This is a genomic window from Microvirga antarctica, assembly GCF_017921815.1.
Lineage (GTDB): Bacteria > Pseudomonadota > Alphaproteobacteria > Rhizobiales > Beijerinckiaceae > Microvirga > Microvirga antarctica.
Genome location: NZ_JAGEMM010000004.1, coordinates 90,907 through 108,496, shown reverse-complemented (window position 1 = coordinate 108,496; position 17,590 = coordinate 90,907). Strand labels below are relative to the sequence as shown.

General features: G+C 65.3%; 15 protein-coding genes. 8 read left to right on the top strand and 7 right to left on the bottom strand.

The annotated features are described in order from the left end of the window. Nucleotides 1–66 precede the first annotated feature (66 nt). On the top strand, nucleotides 67–1,032 hold the full coding sequence (gene tal, locus J4G32_RS13780) for a transaldolase (protein ID WP_210495387.1): 966 nt from the start codon (nucleotides 67–69) through the stop codon (nucleotides 1,030–1,032). A gap of 47 nt (nucleotides 1,033–1,079) precedes the next feature. Here tal and J4G32_RS13775 read toward each other — a convergent pair whose 3' ends face one another. The 3 genes from J4G32_RS13775 to J4G32_RS13765 form a co-directional block, all read right to left on the bottom strand. Further along, complete coding sequence (locus J4G32_RS13775; protein WP_210495382.1) at nucleotides 1,080–2,756, bottom strand: thiamine pyrophosphate-binding protein; 1,677 nt, start codon at nucleotides 2,754–2,756, stop codon at nucleotides 1,080–1,082. A gap of 87 nt (nucleotides 2,757–2,843) precedes the next feature. Continuing rightward, nucleotides 2,844–4,397, bottom strand: a complete 1,554-nt coding sequence (gene amaB / locus J4G32_RS13770; RefSeq protein WP_210495374.1) for an L-piperidine-6-carboxylate dehydrogenase — start codon at nucleotides 4,395–4,397, stop codon at nucleotides 2,844–2,846. Between the two features lie 113 nt (nucleotides 4,398–4,510). Next, complete coding sequence (locus J4G32_RS13765) at nucleotides 4,511–5,638, bottom strand: saccharopine dehydrogenase family protein (RefSeq protein WP_210495365.1); 1,128 nt, start codon at nucleotides 5,636–5,638, stop codon at nucleotides 4,511–4,513. A gap of 115 nt (nucleotides 5,639–5,753) precedes the next feature. Between J4G32_RS13765 and J4G32_RS13760 the strand changes: the two genes are divergently transcribed. The 6 genes from J4G32_RS13760 (at nucleotide 5,754) to J4G32_RS13735 (ending at nucleotide 11,943) form a co-directional block, all read left to right on the top strand. After that, entirely contained in the window at nucleotides 5,754–6,182 is a 429-nt protein-coding gene (locus J4G32_RS13760) for an Lrp/AsnC family transcriptional regulator (RefSeq protein ID WP_210496100.1), read from the top strand. A gap of 5 nt (nucleotides 6,183–6,187) precedes the next feature. Further along, entirely contained in the window at nucleotides 6,188–7,384 is a 1,197-nt protein-coding gene (locus tag J4G32_RS13755) for an NAD(P)/FAD-dependent oxidoreductase (protein WP_246505063.1), read from the top strand. A gap of 203 nt (nucleotides 7,385–7,587) precedes the next feature. Further along, complete coding sequence (ugpB, locus tag J4G32_RS13750; protein WP_210495358.1) at nucleotides 7,588–8,898, top strand: sn-glycerol-3-phosphate ABC transporter substrate-binding protein UgpB; 1,311 nt, start codon at nucleotides 7,588–7,590, stop codon at nucleotides 8,896–8,898. A 129-nt stretch (nucleotides 8,899–9,027) separates the two neighbouring features. Further along, nucleotides 9,028–9,909 (top strand): sn-glycerol-3-phosphate ABC transporter permease UgpA, encoded by an 882-nt coding sequence (gene ugpA / locus J4G32_RS13745; RefSeq protein WP_210495355.1) that lies wholly within the window; start codon nucleotides 9,028–9,030, stop codon nucleotides 9,907–9,909. Further along, entirely contained in the window at nucleotides 9,909–10,754 is an 846-nt protein-coding gene (ugpE, locus tag J4G32_RS13740; RefSeq protein ID WP_210495350.1) for a sn-glycerol-3-phosphate ABC transporter permease UgpE, read from the top strand. Before ugpA ends, ugpE begins: the two co-directional genes overlap by 1 nt. Before the next feature lie 109 nt (nucleotides 10,755–10,863). After that, on the top strand, nucleotides 10,864–11,943 hold the full coding sequence (locus J4G32_RS13735; protein WP_210495347.1) for a sn-glycerol-3-phosphate import ATP-binding protein UgpC: 1,080 nt from the start codon (nucleotides 10,864–10,866) through the stop codon (nucleotides 11,941–11,943). Between the two features lie 110 nt (nucleotides 11,944–12,053). Here the strand turns inward: J4G32_RS13735 and J4G32_RS13730 are convergent, their stop codons facing one another. The 4 genes from J4G32_RS13730 to xylF all read right to left on the bottom strand — a co-directional run bounded on the left by J4G32_RS13730 (nucleotide 12,054) and on the right by xylF (nucleotide 16,148). After that, nucleotides 12,054–12,806: an SDR family NAD(P)-dependent oxidoreductase gene (locus J4G32_RS13730; protein ID WP_210495344.1), complete on the bottom strand. Its 753-nt coding sequence runs from the start codon at nucleotides 12,804–12,806 to the stop codon at nucleotides 12,054–12,056. Nucleotides 12,807–12,850: 44 nt separating this feature from the next. Continuing rightward, nucleotides 12,851–13,630, bottom strand: a complete 780-nt coding sequence (locus J4G32_RS13725; RefSeq protein ID WP_210495340.1) for an ATP-binding cassette domain-containing protein — start codon at nucleotides 13,628–13,630, stop codon at nucleotides 12,851–12,853. Nucleotides 13,631–13,641: 11 nt separating this feature from the next. Further along, complete coding sequence (locus J4G32_RS13720; protein ID WP_210495337.1) at nucleotides 13,642–14,943, bottom strand: sugar ABC transporter permease; 1,302 nt, start codon at nucleotides 14,941–14,943, stop codon at nucleotides 13,642–13,644. A 158-nt stretch (nucleotides 14,944–15,101) separates the two neighbouring features. Next, nucleotides 15,102–16,148 (bottom strand): D-xylose ABC transporter substrate-binding protein, encoded by a 1,047-nt coding sequence (gene xylF / locus J4G32_RS13715; protein ID WP_210495335.1) that lies wholly within the window; start codon nucleotides 16,146–16,148, stop codon nucleotides 15,102–15,104. Between the two features lie 223 nt (nucleotides 16,149–16,371). Between xylF and J4G32_RS13710 the strand changes: the two genes are divergently transcribed. Continuing rightward, nucleotides 16,372–17,580 carry an ROK family protein gene (locus J4G32_RS13710; protein WP_210495332.1) on the top strand — a complete coding sequence of 403 codons (1,209 nt, stop codon included), beginning with the start codon at nucleotides 16,372–16,374 and terminating at the stop codon, nucleotides 17,578–17,580. Nucleotides 17,581–17,590 lie beyond the last annotated feature (10 nt).

Genomic DNA, 17,590 nt, shown 5'->3' with positions numbered 1-17,590 from the left:
TGTTCGGGGCTTCACTGGACAGGCTGGAGAGTCTAAGTCTGGCCGCAACAGCGAACGGAGCGCCCCATGCCGTCAAAACTCGATCACCTGCGTGACATGACGGTCGTCGTCGCCGATACCGGCGATCTCGATGCGGTCCGCCGCCTGAAGCCCCAGGATTGCACCACGAATCCGACCCTGCTGCTCAAGGCGGTCGAAAACCCGGCGGCAGCCCCCATCGTGGACGAGGCCTTGCGGTGGGGCCGGACCCAAACGGGACCGAGCGAGCGCGTCGTGGACGCGATCTGCGACCGGCTCGCCGTGGCCTTCGGGGCCGAGCTTGCGGCGATCGTGCCGGGCCGGGTCTCGACGGAAGTCGATGCCGATCTGTCGTTCGATACCGAGGCGACCCTTGCCAAGGCGCGCGCGATCATCCGGGCCTACCAGGAGCGCGGCATCGGCCGCGACCGTATCCTCATCAAGATCGCCGCCACCTGGGAGGGCATCCGCGCCGCCAAGGTGCTCCAGGAAGAGAGCATCGATTGCAATCTCACCCTGCTGTTCTGCCAGGCCCAAGCGCAGGCCTGCGCGGAAGCCGGCGTGTTCCTCATCTCGCCCTTCGTCGGCCGGATCCTCGACTGGCATGTGAAGGCCGGCGGCGGACCCTATACGGGCGAAACCGATCCCGGTGTCGTATCGGTCCGCAAGATCTACAAGGCCTACAAGGCTCAGGGCGTGAAGACCGTCGTCATGGGCGCGTCGTTCCGGAATATCGGGGAGATCGAGGCTCTGGCCGGCTGCGACCGGCTGACGATCTCACCCGCGCTGCTGGACGAGCTCGCCGCTGCCGAGGGGCCGCTTCCGCGCATGTTGAGCCCGCACGCCGGGCCTGCGGGTGACGCGGTGCTGCCTCTCGATGAGAAGGCGTTCCGGTTTGCCCTCAACGAAGACGCCATGGCGTCCGAAAAGCTGTCCGAGGGCATCCGGGCATTCGTGAAGGACCTGCGGTCCCTGCGCGCCCTTGTGGCCAAACGGTTGGCGGACGCAGCGTAAGGCGGACAGCGGAACCGCCCGGGGTCCCGTTTCGCGTTGGCCGGCCTCTAGCGCTCGGCCAGCGCCTTTTCGCGGATCTGCGTGATCGACATCGACGGCGTGATCGCCTCGGGATCGAGCAGGCAGTGGAGGATGGCGGGTTTACCCGATTCGAGCGCCCGTTCGAAAGCCGGCGCGAAATCTTCCGTCCGTTCGACGCGCTCCCCATGGCCCCCGAAGGCCTTGGCGTAAGCGGCGAAATCAGGGTTCTTGAGAAGCGTCGCCGAGACGCGACCGGGATAGTGGCGCTCCTGGTGCATGCGGATGGTGCCGTACATGCCGTTGTCGAGCAGGATGACGACAATTGGCAGATCGTATTGCACGGCGGTCGCGAATTCCTGTCCGTTCATGAGAAAGTCGCCGTCGCCGGCAAACACCACGACCGGAGAATCGGGCTGAACGCGTTTGGCCCCGACCGCCGCCGGCACGCCGTAGCCCATCGAGCCGGACGTTGGGGCGAGTTGAGTGCCGAAGCGCGTAAAGGGCCAGAAGCGGTGGACCCAGGTCGCGAAGTTGCCGGCACCGTTGCAGAAGATCGTCTCCGGCGGCAGCGTCTTGCGCAGATAGCCCATGACCTCGCCCATCTGCAGGGCGCCGGGGTGGCGGATGGGGGCCGGATCGCTCCAGGCGAGATAATCCGCGTGCGCTGTCTTCGTGCCCACGCGCCACGGGAGGTCGTCCATGGGTTTGAGGCCGGCAAGCGCCGCCGCAAAGGCAACCGGCGAGGCGTTGATGGCGAGGCGCGGCGCGTAGACCCGACCGAGTTCGCTCGAATCGGGATGGACGTGGACGACGGTCTGGCGCGGGGCCGGGATGTTAAGCAGCGTGTAGGACTGGCTGGCGATCTCGGACAGCCTGCTGCCGACCAGCAGGATCAGATCCGCATCGTTGATCCGGGCGAGGAGCTTCGGGTTGACGCCCAGCCCGAGATCGCCCGCGTAGGACGGATGATCGGCTGGAAACAGCATCTGGCGGCGGAACGTGCAGGCGACCGGCAACGCGAAGGCCTCGGCGAAGCTGACGAAATCTTTCACCGCCGCGTCCGACCACCGGCTTCCGCCGATGAGCGCGATGGGGTTTTTTGCACCGGCCAGGAGGGCGGAAAGGTCGTCCATCTGTGCGGGCGAAGGGTGGCTTTCAATGACGGCGTAGCGCGGCGCGTCGGCAACGCTCGCCATGTCGGTCAGCACATCTTCGGGCAGCGCGATCACCACCGGGCCGGGACGGCCGGATGTCGCCACATGAAAGGCCCTCGAGACGATCTCGGGGAAGCGGGCCGCGTCGTCGACCTCGGTGGCCCATTTCACCAGCGGTCCGAAGGCCGCCCGGTAATCCAGTTCCTGGAAGGCCTCGCGCTCGCGCATGCCGCGCTCGATCTGGCCCACGAACAGGATCATCGGCGTGGAATCCTGCTTGGCGATATGCAGGCCCGGCGAGGCGTTGGTCGCTCCCGGCCCGCGGGTCACGAAGCAGATGCCCGGGCGGCCGGTGAGTTTGCCATGGGCTTCCGCCATCATGGCCGCCCCGCCCTCCTGGCGACAGACCGTGACGGTGATCGACGCATCGTGCAGCGCATCAAGCGCCGCCAGATAGCTCTCGCCCGGGACGCAGAAGATGTGATCGACCCCCTGGGCAAGTAGCTGATCGACAAGGATCTGGCCGCCGGTGCGGGAGGGCGCTGTCATGAGGAGGCTCGCGGAATAAGAGGGCTGAAAATCACCAGACGGCGCAGTGCGAGTCAGGCCGGGGCCTGTGTCGCACTGCGCCGGATATCAGGCATCGACGTCGAAGGTCACGCCCTGCGCGAGCGGCAGGGTCTTGCCGTAATTGATGGTGTTGGTGGCCCGGCGCATATAGGCCTTCCAGGCATCCGAACCCGCCTCGCGGCCGCCGCCGGTTTCCTTCTCGCCCCCGAAAGCGCCGCCGATTTCCGCACCCGACGGGCCGATATTGACGTTGGCGATACCGCAATCCGATCCGGCGCTGGCGATGAAGGCTTCGGCCTCGCGCAGATCGGTGGTGAAGATCGACGACGACAGGCCGGCGCCGACCGCATTGTGTGCCTCGACCACGTCATCGAAGCTTGAATAGCGCATGACATAGAGGATCGGCGCGAAGGTCTCGCGCAGCACCGGGCCTGCCTGCTTGGGCATCTCGACCAAGGCGGGCTTCGCATAATAGCCTTCCGCACAGGCGCCCTCGGTGTGGCGTCCACCGCCATGCACCGTGCCGCCGACAGCGCGGGCTTCGTCGAGCGCCCGCTCCATGCCGTCGAAGGCCGATTTGTCGATCAGCGGTCCAACCAGCGTGCCGTCTGCCCGCGGATCGCCGATCTTGACGCTGCCATAGACCTTGACCAGCCGGGGCACGAGCGAATCGTAGACGCTGTCGTGCACGAACAGGCGGCGCAGGGTCGTGCAGCGTTGGCCCGCCGTTCCCATCGCGGCGAAGGCGATACCCCGCAGGGCGAGATCGAGATCGGCCGAGGGAGCCACGATGGCGGCGTTGTTGCCGCCGAGTTCCAGGATCGCGCGGGCAAAGCGGCCGGCGAGCTTGGGCCCGACCTGTCGTCCCATGGCGGTCGACCCGGTGGCCGAGAGGATCGGCACCCGCTCGTCCTCGACCAAGACCTCGCCGACCTCGCGGCCGCCGAGCAGAACTTCGCTCAAGCCCTCGGGAACGCCGCCAAAGCGTTTGGCGGCCCGCGCGACGATAGCCTGGACACCCAGGGCGGTCAGGAGAGTCTTCTCGGACGGCTTCCACACGACGCTGTCGCCGCAGACGAAGGCGAGCGCCGCGTTCCACGACCAGACCGCGACCGGAAAATTGAACGCCGAGATCACGCCGCAGACGCCCAGCGGATGCCAGGTCTCCATCATCCGGTGATCGGCGCGCTCGGTGGCGATCGTCAGGCCGTAGAGCTGGCGCGACAGGCCGACGGCGAAATCGCAGATGTCGATCATCTCCTGGACTTCGCCGAGCCCTTCGGACGTGACCTTGCCGGCTTCCAGCGTGACGAGACGACCGAGATCGTCCTTGGCGGCGCGCAGCTCCTCGCCGATCAGCCGGACGAATTCGCCCCGCTTCGGGGCCGGCACCTTGCGCCACGCCTTGAACGCCTCGTGGGCCCGGCCGATGGCGGCCTTGGCGTCCTCCGGGCTCGTCTCGCGCACATGCACGATCACGCCGCCGGAGATGGGCGAGGTGGCCGGGCGGCCCTTGTCCGAGAAAGCGCTGTCCGGGACGCCGAGGCGCGTCAGGATCGTGCGGGCTTCTTCAGCGGCTGGGGCGACGGTCTTGAGGACTGCTTGGTCACGCGCGGACATGGGAACTCCCGGTCGGTCGAAGGGCGGTGTGGCTGTTTTTAAGGCAAGCCATCCGCCGCCACGCTGGCAGCAGCGGGACGGCGGCAGGATGTGATGCCCGTGTTTAGAGGAAATCAGGCGGCCGCGTCGAGACGCTTCTTGCCGTTGACATCGACATCTTCGAGGCGTTCGCCCCCGTAGACCCGTCCAAAGCGGTTCGCGAGGAACTGGTCAAGGCTGATTTCCTCCTGCCGGACAAACCCGGTCTGCGGCAGCTCTCCGGCGACCAGCAGATCGAGCATGGCGCAGATTCCGGCAGCCGTCGTGACCTGGATGGCCGTCCGCAAGGTCCCGGCGACCGGCTGCCCGTAGATCTTGCGGGCATAGGTCTCCTGGACGTGGCGGCCTTCGCGCTCGCCGGTGACGGTGACGAAAACGATCACCATGTCCTGCATGGTCGCCGGAACGGCGTGCTCGAGGATGTCCTTCAAGACCTCGCGGCGGTGGCTGAGCTGCAGGTCGTTCAGGAGCACGCGCATCAGCGCGCAATGGCCGGGATAGCGGATGGTCTTGTAATTGAGGCTCCTGACCTTGCCTTCCAGCGTCTCGCACAGCGTGCCGAGACCGCCAGAGGTGTTGAAGGCCTCGTAGCGGGTGCCGTCGAGGGAGAATTCCTCGAGTTCCTCCATGGCCGGGACTTCGCGCAGCTTGCCCTCAACCACGGCCTCGCACCGCTCGATATATTCGTTGATGACGCCGTCGGTGCTCCAGGTGAGGTTGTACGACAGCGCATTGGACGGATATTGCGGCAGCGCGCCGACACGCAGGCGAACCGTATCGAGCTTGTCGAACCGGCTGGCGATGTCATGCGCCGCGATGGCGATGAAGCCCGGTGCGAGGCCGCATTGCGGCACCAGGGCAGAGGTCGAGCCCTCAGCCAGGTCCTTGACCATGCGGGTCGTGGCGACGTCCTCGGTGAGATCGAAATAGTTGACGCCGGTGAGCCGGGCGGCCTTCGCCACATGTCCCGTCAAATGGAAGGGAGCTGCGCTGAGAACCGCATAATGGCCCTTCAGAACCTCCTGGAGCGCCACCGCATCGGCGAAATCGAGCTGGACGGTCTTGATCCGGTCGGTCGCCACCGCCTCGAGGGACTTGACCGACTGGTCCGCGACCGTCACGGCGTAATCGCCGGTTTCATCGAGCATGTCGGCGATGGTGGAGCCGATCTTTCCGGCGCCGATGACGAGAATCGAATGCATTGTTGTCCCTCCTCTGTTAACCGCAGAAAACCCGGTGCCGGCGCAGAACGCCATAGACATCCCGACGATCAGCCGGGTATGTTTCGGCAGATTGCCGTTGGAATTGGTCGAAGTGATGCTTGATGACACGGATCGCGCCCTGATCGCGCTGCTGCGCGAGAATGCCCGCATCGGGCACGCTCAGGCGGCGCGCCGACTCAACCTGTCGCGCACCACTGTTCAGGCCCGCGTCGAAAGCCTCGAACGCCGCGGCGTGATCGTGGGCTATACCGCCCGCCTCTCCGAGGAGATCAGCCGGCGGATGGTGCGCGCCCACGTGACGATCGTCGTTGCGCCGAAGGCTTCCGCCGGGGTTGTCACCGCCCTGCAGCGGTTGCCGGAGCTGCGCGCGCTTCACTCTGTCGCCGGTGTCTTCGATCTGCTGGCGGTGGTAGAGGCAGAGGACGTTCCCACTCTCGACGCCGCCATCGACCGGATTGGCGCCGTCGCGGGCGTCGAGCGGACCCAATCGTCCATCATCCTCTCAACGAAGTTCGAACGATGACTTCCATGTCCCCGCAAAGCGCCGATGTCGTCATTGTCGGGGGGGCCGTCATGGGCTCCTCGACCGCTTATCACCTTCTGGCCGATCCCGGCTTTAGCGGACGGGTGATCGTGATCGAGAGGGACCCGACCTACCAGCTCTCCGCCTCGGCGCTCTCCGCAGCCTCGATCCGGCAGCAATATTCCTCCGCCGTCAACATCCGGATCTCGCTCTACGGGATCGGTTTTCTGCGGCAGATCGGCGAGCATCTGGCGGTCGACGGCGAGCGTCCGGAAATCGACCTCAAGGAAGGCGGGTATCTCTATTGCGCATCGCCGGCCGGCGCCCAGATCCTGCGGGAGAATCAGGCCCTCCAGGTCGCGGAGGGCGCCGACATCCTCCTGATGGATCCCGCTGCCCTCAAAGCCCGCTTCCCGTGGCTGAACACGGACGATCTCGAGGCCGGCACCTGGGGCAGGACGGGCGAGGGCTGGTTCGACGGCTGGGGACTGCTCCAGGCCTTCCGCAAGAAAGCCCGCTCTCTCGGCGCCGAATACATCAAGGGCGAGGTCGCAGCGATCGAACGGGAGGGCAATACGATCGTGGCGGTCCGCCTGACCGACGGCACCCGGATTGCCTGCGGGTCGCTCGTCAATTGTGCCGGCTCCGGGGGGCGCGGCATTGCGGAACGCGCGGGGATTTCCATCCCGGTCCAGGCCAAGCGGCGCTACGTGTTCACGTTTACGTGCCGGGACGAGGTCGCGAATTGCCCGCTCCTGATCGACACCTCTGGCGCCTATGTGCGGCCGGAGGGAACGGGCTTCATCTGCGGGGCGTCGCCGGAAGCCGATGGCGATCCCGACTGGTCAGATGCGGACCCCGCAAGCCAGGAGATCGATTTCGCGTTCTTCGAGGAGTTCATCTGGCCGTCGCTCGCCCACCGGGTTCCGGCCTTCGAGGCGATCAAGCCCGGCCGCGCCTGGGCCGGCCCTTACGACATGTGCCTGCTCGACCACAACGCCATCGTCGGACGGGCCGGCGCCCTGACGAATTTTTACGTGTGCAACGGCTTTTCGGGCCACGGCCTGCAGCAATCCCCCGCCATTGGCCGGGGCTTGTCCGAGCTGATCGTGGACGGACGCTACCGGACCCTCGACCTCTCCGATCTTGGCTACGAGCGGGTCCTGGCAAACCGCCCCCTGCTGGAGCGCAACGTCATCTGAGGGCGCTTTATCGGCCTGCAAGGGGGTGTCTGAACGGCACCCGCGCCGACGCTCCCAGGCCGTTAAGACTGCCAAACGAAAGGGCTTCCATTTTGGAGCCGGCTATGGTTGTCATTATTCTGTCATTGAAACGTCATCCGGACTTCTTGCGAGGGTGATGAACGACAAGAACATCCAACAGGATGACAAGGGAGAGATCCGCTATGATGAAGAAGTCCTTCCTCGCCGCCTTGGCCGTTGGCCTCGCGACGAGCACATCCGCCTTTGCCCAGACGGAGATTCAGTGGTGGCACGCGATGACGGGCGCCAACAACGACGTGGTCAACCGGTTGGCCGACGAGTTCAACGCGTCCCAGAAAGACTACAAGGTCGTCACGAGCTATAAGGGCCAGTACGCCGATAACATGAATGCGGGCATCGCCGCGTTCCGTGCCGGCAACGCCCCGCACATCCTGCAGGTCTTCGAAGTCGGCACCGCGACCATGATGGGCGCCAAGGGCGCCATCAAGCCGGTCCAGGAAATGATGACCGAGGCGGGCGAGAAATTCGACCCCAAGGCTTATCTCCCCGCGATCACGGGCTATTACTCGACCGCCAAGGGCGAGATGCTGTCGTTCCCCTTCAACTCGTCCTCCATGGTCATGTGGATCAACAAGGACGCGCTCAAGAAGGCCGGCATCGCCGAGATCCCCAAGACCTGGCCGGAAGTGTTCGAGGCCGGCAAGAAGCTCAAGGCGTCCGGCCAGACCACCTGCGGCTTCAGCAACGCCTGGGCGCCGTGGGCGCTCGTCGAGCAGTTCTCCGCCTGGCACAACGTGCCGATGGCCACCAAGGCCAACGGCCTCGACGGCTTCGACACGGAGATGAAGTTCAACTCGCCGCTGCACGTGAAATTCCTGCAGACGCTGGTCGATCTCCAGAAGGACAAGACCTACGATTACTCAGGCCGCGACAGCCGCTCGGAAGGCCGTTTCACCTCGGGCGAATGCGCCATCTTCCTGACCTCGTCGGGTTTCTACGGCAACGTGAAGGCCAATGCGAAGTTCGATTTCACGTCCGTTCCGATGCCCTATTACCCGGACGTGACGGGCGCTCCGCAGAATTCGATCATCGGCGGCGCATCCCTCTGGGTCATGGGCGGCAAGAAGCCTGACGAATACAAGGGCGTGGCGAAGTTCTTCGCGTTCCTGTCCGACACCGACCGTCAGGCCCGTCTGCACCAGGAATCGGGCTACCTCCCGATCACCAAGGCTGCCTACGAGAAGACCAAGGCTTCGGGCTTCTACGAGAAGAACCCGGTCCTCCAGACGCCGCTTCTCGAGCTCACCAACAAGGAGCCGACCGAGAACTCCCGCGGCCTGCGCTTCGGCAACATGGTGCAGATCCGCGACGTGGTGTCGGAAGAAATCGAAGCGGCTCTGGCCGGGCAGAAGCCCGCCAAGGACGCGCTCGATTCGGCCGTGACCCGCAGCAACCAGATCCTGCGCCAGTTCGAGCGCACGGTCACGAAGTAGTCTTCGGTCCTTCAATCGTCTCACGAACCCTTCATCCCGGGCGGTCGCAAGCCGTCCGGGATGATCGTGTGAAGTGCCTGCGGATCCGGTTGCAGCCGGTGGCCGCCATTGTCAGGTGACCTGGACGCGATGGAAAAACGAGCTCTCTTTTCAAACAAGCTGCTGCCCTACATGCTGCTGGTCCCGCAGTTGATCATCACGCTGGTGTTCTTCTACTGGCCGGCCTCGCAGGCGCTGTGGCAATCCTTCCTGCTCGAGGACGCGTTCGGTCTGTCGTCGGAATTCGTCGGGTTCGAGAATTACCGGACCCTGTTCCAGCAGCCTGAATATTACCGCGCCATGGTGACCACGGCGATTTTCTCCAGCGCGGTGGCGGTCCTGGCGCTGTCCTGCGCCCTGCTCCTGGCAACGCAGGCCGACAAGAAGCTGAAGGCCGCACAGGCCTTCAAGACCTTTCTCATCTGGCCTTACGCGGTCGCACCGGCCATTGCCGGCGTCCTGTGGATCTTCATGTTCCACCCCACCCTGGGCACGCTCGCCCGCCCGATCAAGGCGACGGGGGTGGACTGGAACCCGATGCTGAACGCCAATCACGCCATGCTGCTGCTGATCCTGTCGGCCACATGGAAACAGATCAGCTACAATTTCCTGTTTTTCCTCGCCGGCCTGCAGGCCATTCCGAAAAGCGTCATCGAGGCGGCGGCCATCGATGGATCGGGTCCGATCCGTCGCTTCTGGACGATCGTGTTTCCGCTGCTGTCCCCCACCACCTTCTTCCTGATCGTCGTCAACATCGTCTACGTGTTCTTCGATACCTTCGGCATCATCGACGCGGTGACCGGCGGTGGGCCGGCGGGCCGCACCACGACCCTCGTCTACAAGGTCTATGCCGATGGTCGCCTCGGCGGGGATCTGGGCGGCTCGGCCGCCCAATCGGTAATCCTGATGGTCATCGTGATCGCGCTCACCGCGGTCCAGTTCAAATTCGTCGAACGCAGGGTGCAATACTGATGGTCGAGAACCGCCCCTATCGCGACTTGATGGCCTATCTGGTCCTGCTGATGGGCGTCGTCATCGTGGCCTTCCCGGTTTACCTCGCGGTGCTCGGATCGACCTTCGACGCGGCGACCATCAGCAACGGCAACATGCCGCTGCTGCCGGGCGACCAGGCCGGCATCAATTATTCACAGGCCCTGCTCTCCGGCGGGCGGCTCGCCCGTGAACCGGTCAGCATGATGATGCTGAACTCGTTCATCATGGCCATGGGCATCGCGATCGGGAAAATCCTGATCTCGATCCTGTCGGCCTTCGCCGTGGTCTATTTCAGTTTCCCGTTCCGCAAGACCGCCTTCTGGATCATCTTCATCACCCTGATGCTGCCGGTCGAAGTGCGCATCTATCCGACCTACAAGATCGTGGCCGATCTCGGACTGCTCGACACCTATGCGGGCCTCATCCTGCCGCTGATCGCGTCGGCCACCGGCACGCTCCTGTTCCGGCAGTTCTTCATGACGATCCCGGACGAGCTGCTGGAGGCCTCCAAGATCGACGGCGCGGGTCCGTTCCGGTTCTTCAAGGATACGCTGCTGCCGCTCTCGATCACGACCATCGCGGCCTTGTTCGTGATCCAGTTCATCTATGGCTGGAACCAGTATCTCTGGCCGTTGCTGATCACCACGAAAAGCTCGATGCAGACCATCGTGATCGGCATCAAGAAGATGATCACCACGCAGGATGCACTCACCGAATGGCAGATCGCGATGACGACGGCCGTCCTCGCGATGATCCCGCCCGTTCTGGTCGTCATCTTCATGCAGCGGCTCTTCGTGAAGGGCCTGGTCGAAACCGAGAAATGATCCGCATCGGGCCGTCCGTCGCGCCGGTCGGGCGAGCACGGGGCCTGCTGAACATATTCACTCCCCCGGTGCCGGTGGCATGCGGGTTGACGTCAAGAGGATTAAGACAATGGCAGGCGTGACGCTCGATACGGTGCGCAAGGTCTATGCGGGCAATGTGGAAGCGGTGAAGGGCGTGTCGCTCGGCATCGAGGACGGCTCCTTCTGCGTGCTGGTCGGCCCCTCGGGCTGCGGCAAGTCCACCCTTCTGCGCATGATCGCCGGGCTGGAGACCATCTCCGGCGGCGCGATCAAGATCGGCGACCGGGTGGTCAACGAGGTCGAGCCCGCCGACCGGGACATCGCCATGGTATTCCAGAACTATGCGCTCTACCCGCATATGAGCGTCTACGACAACATGGCCTATGGGCTGAAGAACCGGGGCACGCCCAAGGACGAGATCGAGAAGCGGGTGAAGGAAGCCGCGCGCATCCTCGCCATCGAGCCGTTCCTCGACCGCAAGCCGCGGGCCTTGTCCGGCGGTCAGCGCCAGCGGGTGGCCATGGGCCGCGCCATCGTGCGCAAGCCGCAGGTCTTCCTGTTCGACGAGCCGTTGTCGAACCTGGACGCCAAGCTGCGGGTGCAGATGCGCGTCGAAATCAAGCGGCTCCAGCGCGCACTCGGCGTGACCTCCGTGTACGTCACGCACGACCAGGTCGAGGCGATGACGCTCTCGGACAAACTGGTGGTGATGAGCGGCGGCCAGATCGAGCAGGTCGGCACGCCGGCCGACGTCTATCGCCGGCCCGAAACGCGGTTCGTCGCCACCTTCATTGGCTCGCCCCCCATGAACATCCTGCCCGGCAAGGTCGAGGGACCCGGCCGGGTTTCGGTCGGCGGTCAGATGGTGAACGTGACCGACATGCGCGAGGGCCTGGCACCGGGCTCCGCCATCGAGGTGGGCCTGCGTCCGGAGGACGTTCAGGCGGGCACCACGGGCAACAGCACGCTGACGATGGACGTGGATTTCGTCGAGGAACTGGGCGCCACCCAGCTGTTTCACGGCAAGGTCGCCGGGGCCGAGTTCGTCGTTCAGGCCTCCACCGGCCAGCTCGCGGCCGATACGCGCAGCCTCACGCTCGCGGTCGATCCGCAGAACGTGCACCTGTTCGACCCCCAGACCACCAAGCGGCTCGGCCGCCAGATCTGAAAAGCGAGTCCCACCGGGTGGCGGCCCGGAGCGCTTTCAAGCGACCGCGCCGCATTTGGCCTGCCCACCCGGGTCCGTCGCGTCTTAACGAGGCCGAATCTCGTCAGGTCTCAGACCCAACCGCCATCCACCAGATAGCTCTGGGCCGTGATGGCGTCGGCGTCGTCCGAGGCGAGGAACAGGGCCACCCGGGCAACATCCTCGGGCACGAGCCGCCGCTTGACGCATTGCCGGTCCAGGAGTTCGGCCTCGCTCTCCGGGGTCAGCCAGAGGTCGATCTGGCGCTGGGTCATGATCCAGCCCGGCACGATGGAATTGACGCGGATGTGACGCGGTCCAAGCTCGCGCGCCAGCGCGCGGGTCAGGCCCACTACCGCGCTTTTGGCCGTCTTGTAGGCAGCAAACGAATCGTGGCTCACGAGATAGCTCGTCGATCCCATGTTGATGACCGATCCGCCACCGGCCCTGTCCATGTCCGGCAGCAGCGCCTGTGTGGCGAAGAACTGGTGATCGAGATTGGTGGCGAAGCGTTCGCGCCAGTAGGCCGGCGTCACGTCGTCGATGGTATGACGATCATCCCGGGCCGCGTTGTTGATGAGGATCGTGATCGGCCCGAGCGCGGTGCTGGCGCGGCGGATCGCGTCCTGCAGCGCGGGGATGTCGCGCACGTCGCTGTTTTCGAAATGGACACGCTCGCCCAGCCGTTGCGCAAGGGCCGCCCCGGCCTTTGCGTCGAAGTCCAGGATCGCCACGCGGCAGCCCTGCGCATGAAAGGCCTCGGCAATGCTCGCGCCGATGCCGCTCGCGCCGCCGGTGATGAGAACGGCCTTGCCCTTGAGGGAGCCATAGATGGTCTGGGTCATGAAACTGCTTTCTGCCGATCGGTGATCGTTGCGGCGTGTCGCCCCTAGCTCGCGCCGGGGCCGGGGGTCGCGCCCGGCGGGCATTTGCCGAGGATGATCATGCCCAGCACCTCATCCTGCGTCACATCCGTGACGCTGGCGGAGCCCACGAGCTTGCCGTTCTTCATCACGCTCACCCGATCGGCGAGACCGAAGACGTCGTGAATGTCGTGACTGATGAGGAAGATGCCGATGCCTTCCTTTTTGAGTTGCAGCACGAGGTCGGCGACCTGCTGGGTCTCCTGCGGACCCAAGGCGGCGGTCGGCTCGTCCATGATCAGGACGCGGGCATTGAAGTAGATCGCCCGGGCGATCGCCACCGATTGGCGCTGCCCGCCCGACAGGGCTTTGACCGGCTCCTTGAAGCGGCGGAAATGCGGATTGAGCCGTGCCATGACCTTGCGGGTCTCGGCCTCCATCGTGGCGTCGTCGAGGGTCCCGTAGGGCGTCAGCACCTCCCGGCCAAGGAAGATATTGCCGGCGGCGTCGATGTTGTCGGCGAGCGCCAGCGTCTGGTAAATGGTCTCGATGCCGTAGCGCTTGGCGTCACGCGGCGTGGAAATATCGGCCTTCTCGCCGTTGACGTAGATCTCGCCGCCATCGGGCTTGTAGGCGCCGGACAGGATCTTGATCAGCGTCGACTTCCCCGCGCCGTTATGGCCGAGCAGGCCCACGACCTCCCCGGGCCGCAGGTCGACCGAGACGTCGTCCACAGCCTTGATGCCGCCAAACGCGATGGAGATGTCGCGCATTTCGACCAGCGGTTTTTCACCCGTCTCGGACATGACGCTCTCCCTCACTTGATTCTGCGGCGATAGAGGCTGTCGAGCCAGACGGCCACCACCAGGACGGCACCCACGACGATGTTCTGCAGGGGCGTGTCGACGCCGAGCAGCACCATGCCCGATTGCAGCGACTGCATGACGAGCGCCCCCACCACCGCGCCCGCGATGGTGCCGACGCCACCGGCAAGCGATGTCCCGCCGATGACGGCGGCGGCGATGACATAGAGTTCATCGAGCGCGCCGGCCGAGTTGGTGGCGGCATTGAGACGGGCGGTGGAGATGCAGGCCGAAATCCCGCACAGGACACCCATCAGGCCGAACACCTTCATGAGGGCCCAGCGGGTGTTGATACCCGACAGCTCGGCCGCCTCGGGATTGCCCCCGATGGCGAAGACGTAGCGGCCGAACCGCAGGCGCCGGGCGAGGAACGTCATCAGCAGCGCCACCACCATGGCGATGACCACCGGCAGCGCGACCCCATGTGGAATGAACAACCCGCCCTCGGGCCAGGGGATCCCGTTCTCCTCGGCCCAGCGCCGGGCAATGCCGGCGGGCAGCGGATAGGCATTGGCGATGGTGGCGGCACCCAGCACCGCGCCGCACGCAAAAGCCGCGATGACCGCATCCGCCCAGCGCGGACGCAGCGGGAAGCCGAAGCGCACCCGCCGGCGGCGGGACAGGCCGAGACCGATGACGATGAGCCCGCAGGCGACCGCCGCGATGATCCACGTGGCGCTGGCGCCGAGCGCTCCCTCCACGCCCCCGCCGAACGCCTTGAAGCGGGTATCCATGGGCGCAATTGTCTGGCCCGCCGTGACCCACCAGGCCGCGCCACGCCAGACCAGAAGGCCGCCAAGCGTCACGATGAAGGACGGGATGGCCAGATAGGCGATCATCCAGCCCTGGAACAGCCCGATCAAGCCGCCGACGGTGACCGCTACGAGCACGGCGATGGGGGCCGTCAGCCAATGGTTGAAGCCCAGCCAGGAGGGCAGCCACTGGACCTGCACCACGCCGATGATCATACCCACGACGCCCAGGATGGCGCCGACCGACAGGTCGATATTGCGGGTGACGATGATCAGCACCATGCCGGTCGACATGATGGCGATCGAGGCCGTCTGGACCGAAAGATTCCAGAGATTGCGCGGCGTGAGGAAAACGCCGCCCGACAAGAGATCGAATCCGATCCAGATGACGGCAAGCGCGCCGAGCATGCCCAGCATGCGGACATCGATTTCCAGCTTCGACAGAAGCGAACCCTCCGACGCACGGGACGATTTGAGGGCGGCAGGGACGGTCGGTGCGGTCATGGCGGTCTTCCTGCGATCGGACGGCATCCCGGGGGCAAGGCGACAGGCCGTTGTCCTGTGAACATTGCGCGGAGGGCTGGCGTCGGCAACGCCATCCTCCGCGACTATTCAACGAATCCTGAGGGACGCCGACGGCGCCCCCAAGACCGCTTCTATGTTCAGTTGCAGGCCTTGACCGAACCGGCCTTCACACCCTGGCAGACCACATCCTTGCTGACCCAGCCTGCATCGATGACGACGTTGAGGTTATCCTTCGTGATCGGCACCGGCTTCAGGAAGATCGCCGTCATGGCCTGCTTCTTGGGTCCCAGATTCCACGGCATCGATCCCTTCACCTCGCTGACTTTCTTGCCGCCCGCGAGTTGCAGGGCGATCTCGGCAGCGTTGCGACCGAGTTCGCGGGCGTCCTTGAAGACCGAGACGGTCTGGGTGCCGAGCGCGACGCGGTTGAGCGCTGCCTTGTCGGCGTCCTGACCGGAAACCGGCACGGACCCCGCCAGACCCTGGGCTGCCAGAGCGGCGATCGCGCCGCCGGCGGTGCCGTCATTGGCGGCCACCACCGCGTCGACCTTGTTGTTATTCTTGGTCAGGAACTGTTCCATGTTTCGCTGGGCGTTCGCCGGCAGCCAGCCATCCGTATAGGACTCGCCCACATTCTTGATCTTGCCCGCATCGATGGCAGGCTTGAGAACCTCCATCGAACCCTGGAACAGGAAATTGGCATTGGGATCCGAGCCGGAGCCCTTGATGAACACGTAATTGCCCTCAGGCTTGGCCTTGAGCACCTCGCGGGCCTCCATGCGGCCGACCTCGACATTGTCGAAGGTCAGGTAGAACACCTGCGGGTTTTCGATCAGGCGGTCGTAGCCGACCACCGCGATGCCCTCGGCGACGGCCTTGTCGACCGCCGGGCGCACGGCTTCGGAATCCTGCGCCAGCACGATCAGCGCCTTGGCGCCGCGGGCGATCAGGCTCTCGATATCGGTCAACTGCTTGGCGGGCGAGGATTGGGCGTCGGCCGACACATAGGTTCCGCCAGCCTTTTCGACAGCGGCCTTGATGGCGGCCTCGTCGGTCTTCCAGCGCTCTTCCTGGAAATTGGACCAGCTCACCCCGACAACCGGCCCCTTGGCCTGGGCGAACGCGCCGGACGCCGACAGGGCGAGCGCGGCAACGCTCAGCAGCACGTGCTTCTTGGACAACATGGCTTCCTCCTTGGGCGACGCTTTGAGGCGCGAGGCCCTTTGTTTGCTGGCAGACTACCCGCTTTCTGCGGGACGCATAGGCTCAAGCCTGCCATCGCTATTGTTCGAGCAAGGAAATAATTATCCCGTCGCTCCGGTTGTTCAAGCGGCAAAGCTCTCATCATTTGGTCGAAGCTTGGCGTTTCAGGTGTTCTTTTTTTCGGCAAGCGAATAAATAAAGCAGATGGCCATCACCCTCCCAGCGCCGCGCGAAGCGGCCCGACGCCGGTTGCTCGACGTGCTCCGTCGGGAAGGGCCGCTTGCGCGGGTGGAGATCGGCCAGCATCTCGGGATGAGCCCGGCCAGCGTCTCGGACCTGACCGCCGGCCTGCTGGACGAAGGCGTGCTCGTCAGCGAGGAGGCCGGCGATACCGGCCCCGTGCTGATCCGGGGCCGTCCCAAGGTGCGCCTGTCGTTCGCGTCGGACCTGGGCTGCGTGATCGGGGTATGGACCGGCTTCAACCGCATCGAGCTGCGGCTCGTCGACAGCGCGGGGCGCAATCAGGCCAGTCGCCATGTGGAGCGCCCCTTGCGCAGTCTCGGCGCCGAGGACCTGATGGACGTCCTGGCCGAGACCATCTCGACCTTCGCCCAGGACGCCGGCGGACCGCCCGTCAAGGCTATCGGCCTTGCCTGTCAGGGGTATGTGGACACCCGCGACGGGGTGGTGGCCTGGAGCCCGGTGCTGGGCGCGCGCGACCTCCCTCTTGCGGCCGGCCTCAACCAGCGCCTCGGCAGGCCGGTGGTGATCGAAAACGACGCCAGCGCCATGGCGTTTGCCATCGCCCAGCGCGATCCGGCGCTGCGGTCCGGGCGCACGGCCTGCCTGATGATCGGCGATGGCGTGGGCCTCGGGTTCCTGGTGCAGGGCGAACTCTATCGCGGCGCGCGCTCAGGCGGCAGCGAGTTCGGGCACGTGCGGCTGAGGCGGAGTGGGCCGCAATGCCGCTGCGGCGGACGCGGCTGCATCGAGGCGTTTCTGGCCGATTATGCGCTCCACCGGGACGCCCAGCTCATCGATCACCGTCCCGCCCCGGCGGTTCTGATCCCCAGCGAGGACGCCATGAACGCCATCGTGGCGCAGGCGCGGGCGGGTGACACCGCACTTCTCAATCTGTTCCGGGAGGCCGGAGAGGTGCTGGGGGACGCCGCCGGCATCCTGATCCAGACGCTCGAGCCCGACCACATCGTTATCTGCGGACCCGGAACGCGCGCCATGGACCTGCTGCGCCCCTCCTTCGAGGCGGCGCTCGAATCCCAAACCATTCCCGAATTGCGGTCGCTGGCCACGATCCATGTGGTGGAATCGTCCATGGACATCCTGACGGAGGGCGTGGTCATGCAAGCGCTGCGGGAAATGGATCTCGATCTGGCGCGATTGAAGGCCGCATGAAGGGCCGCGC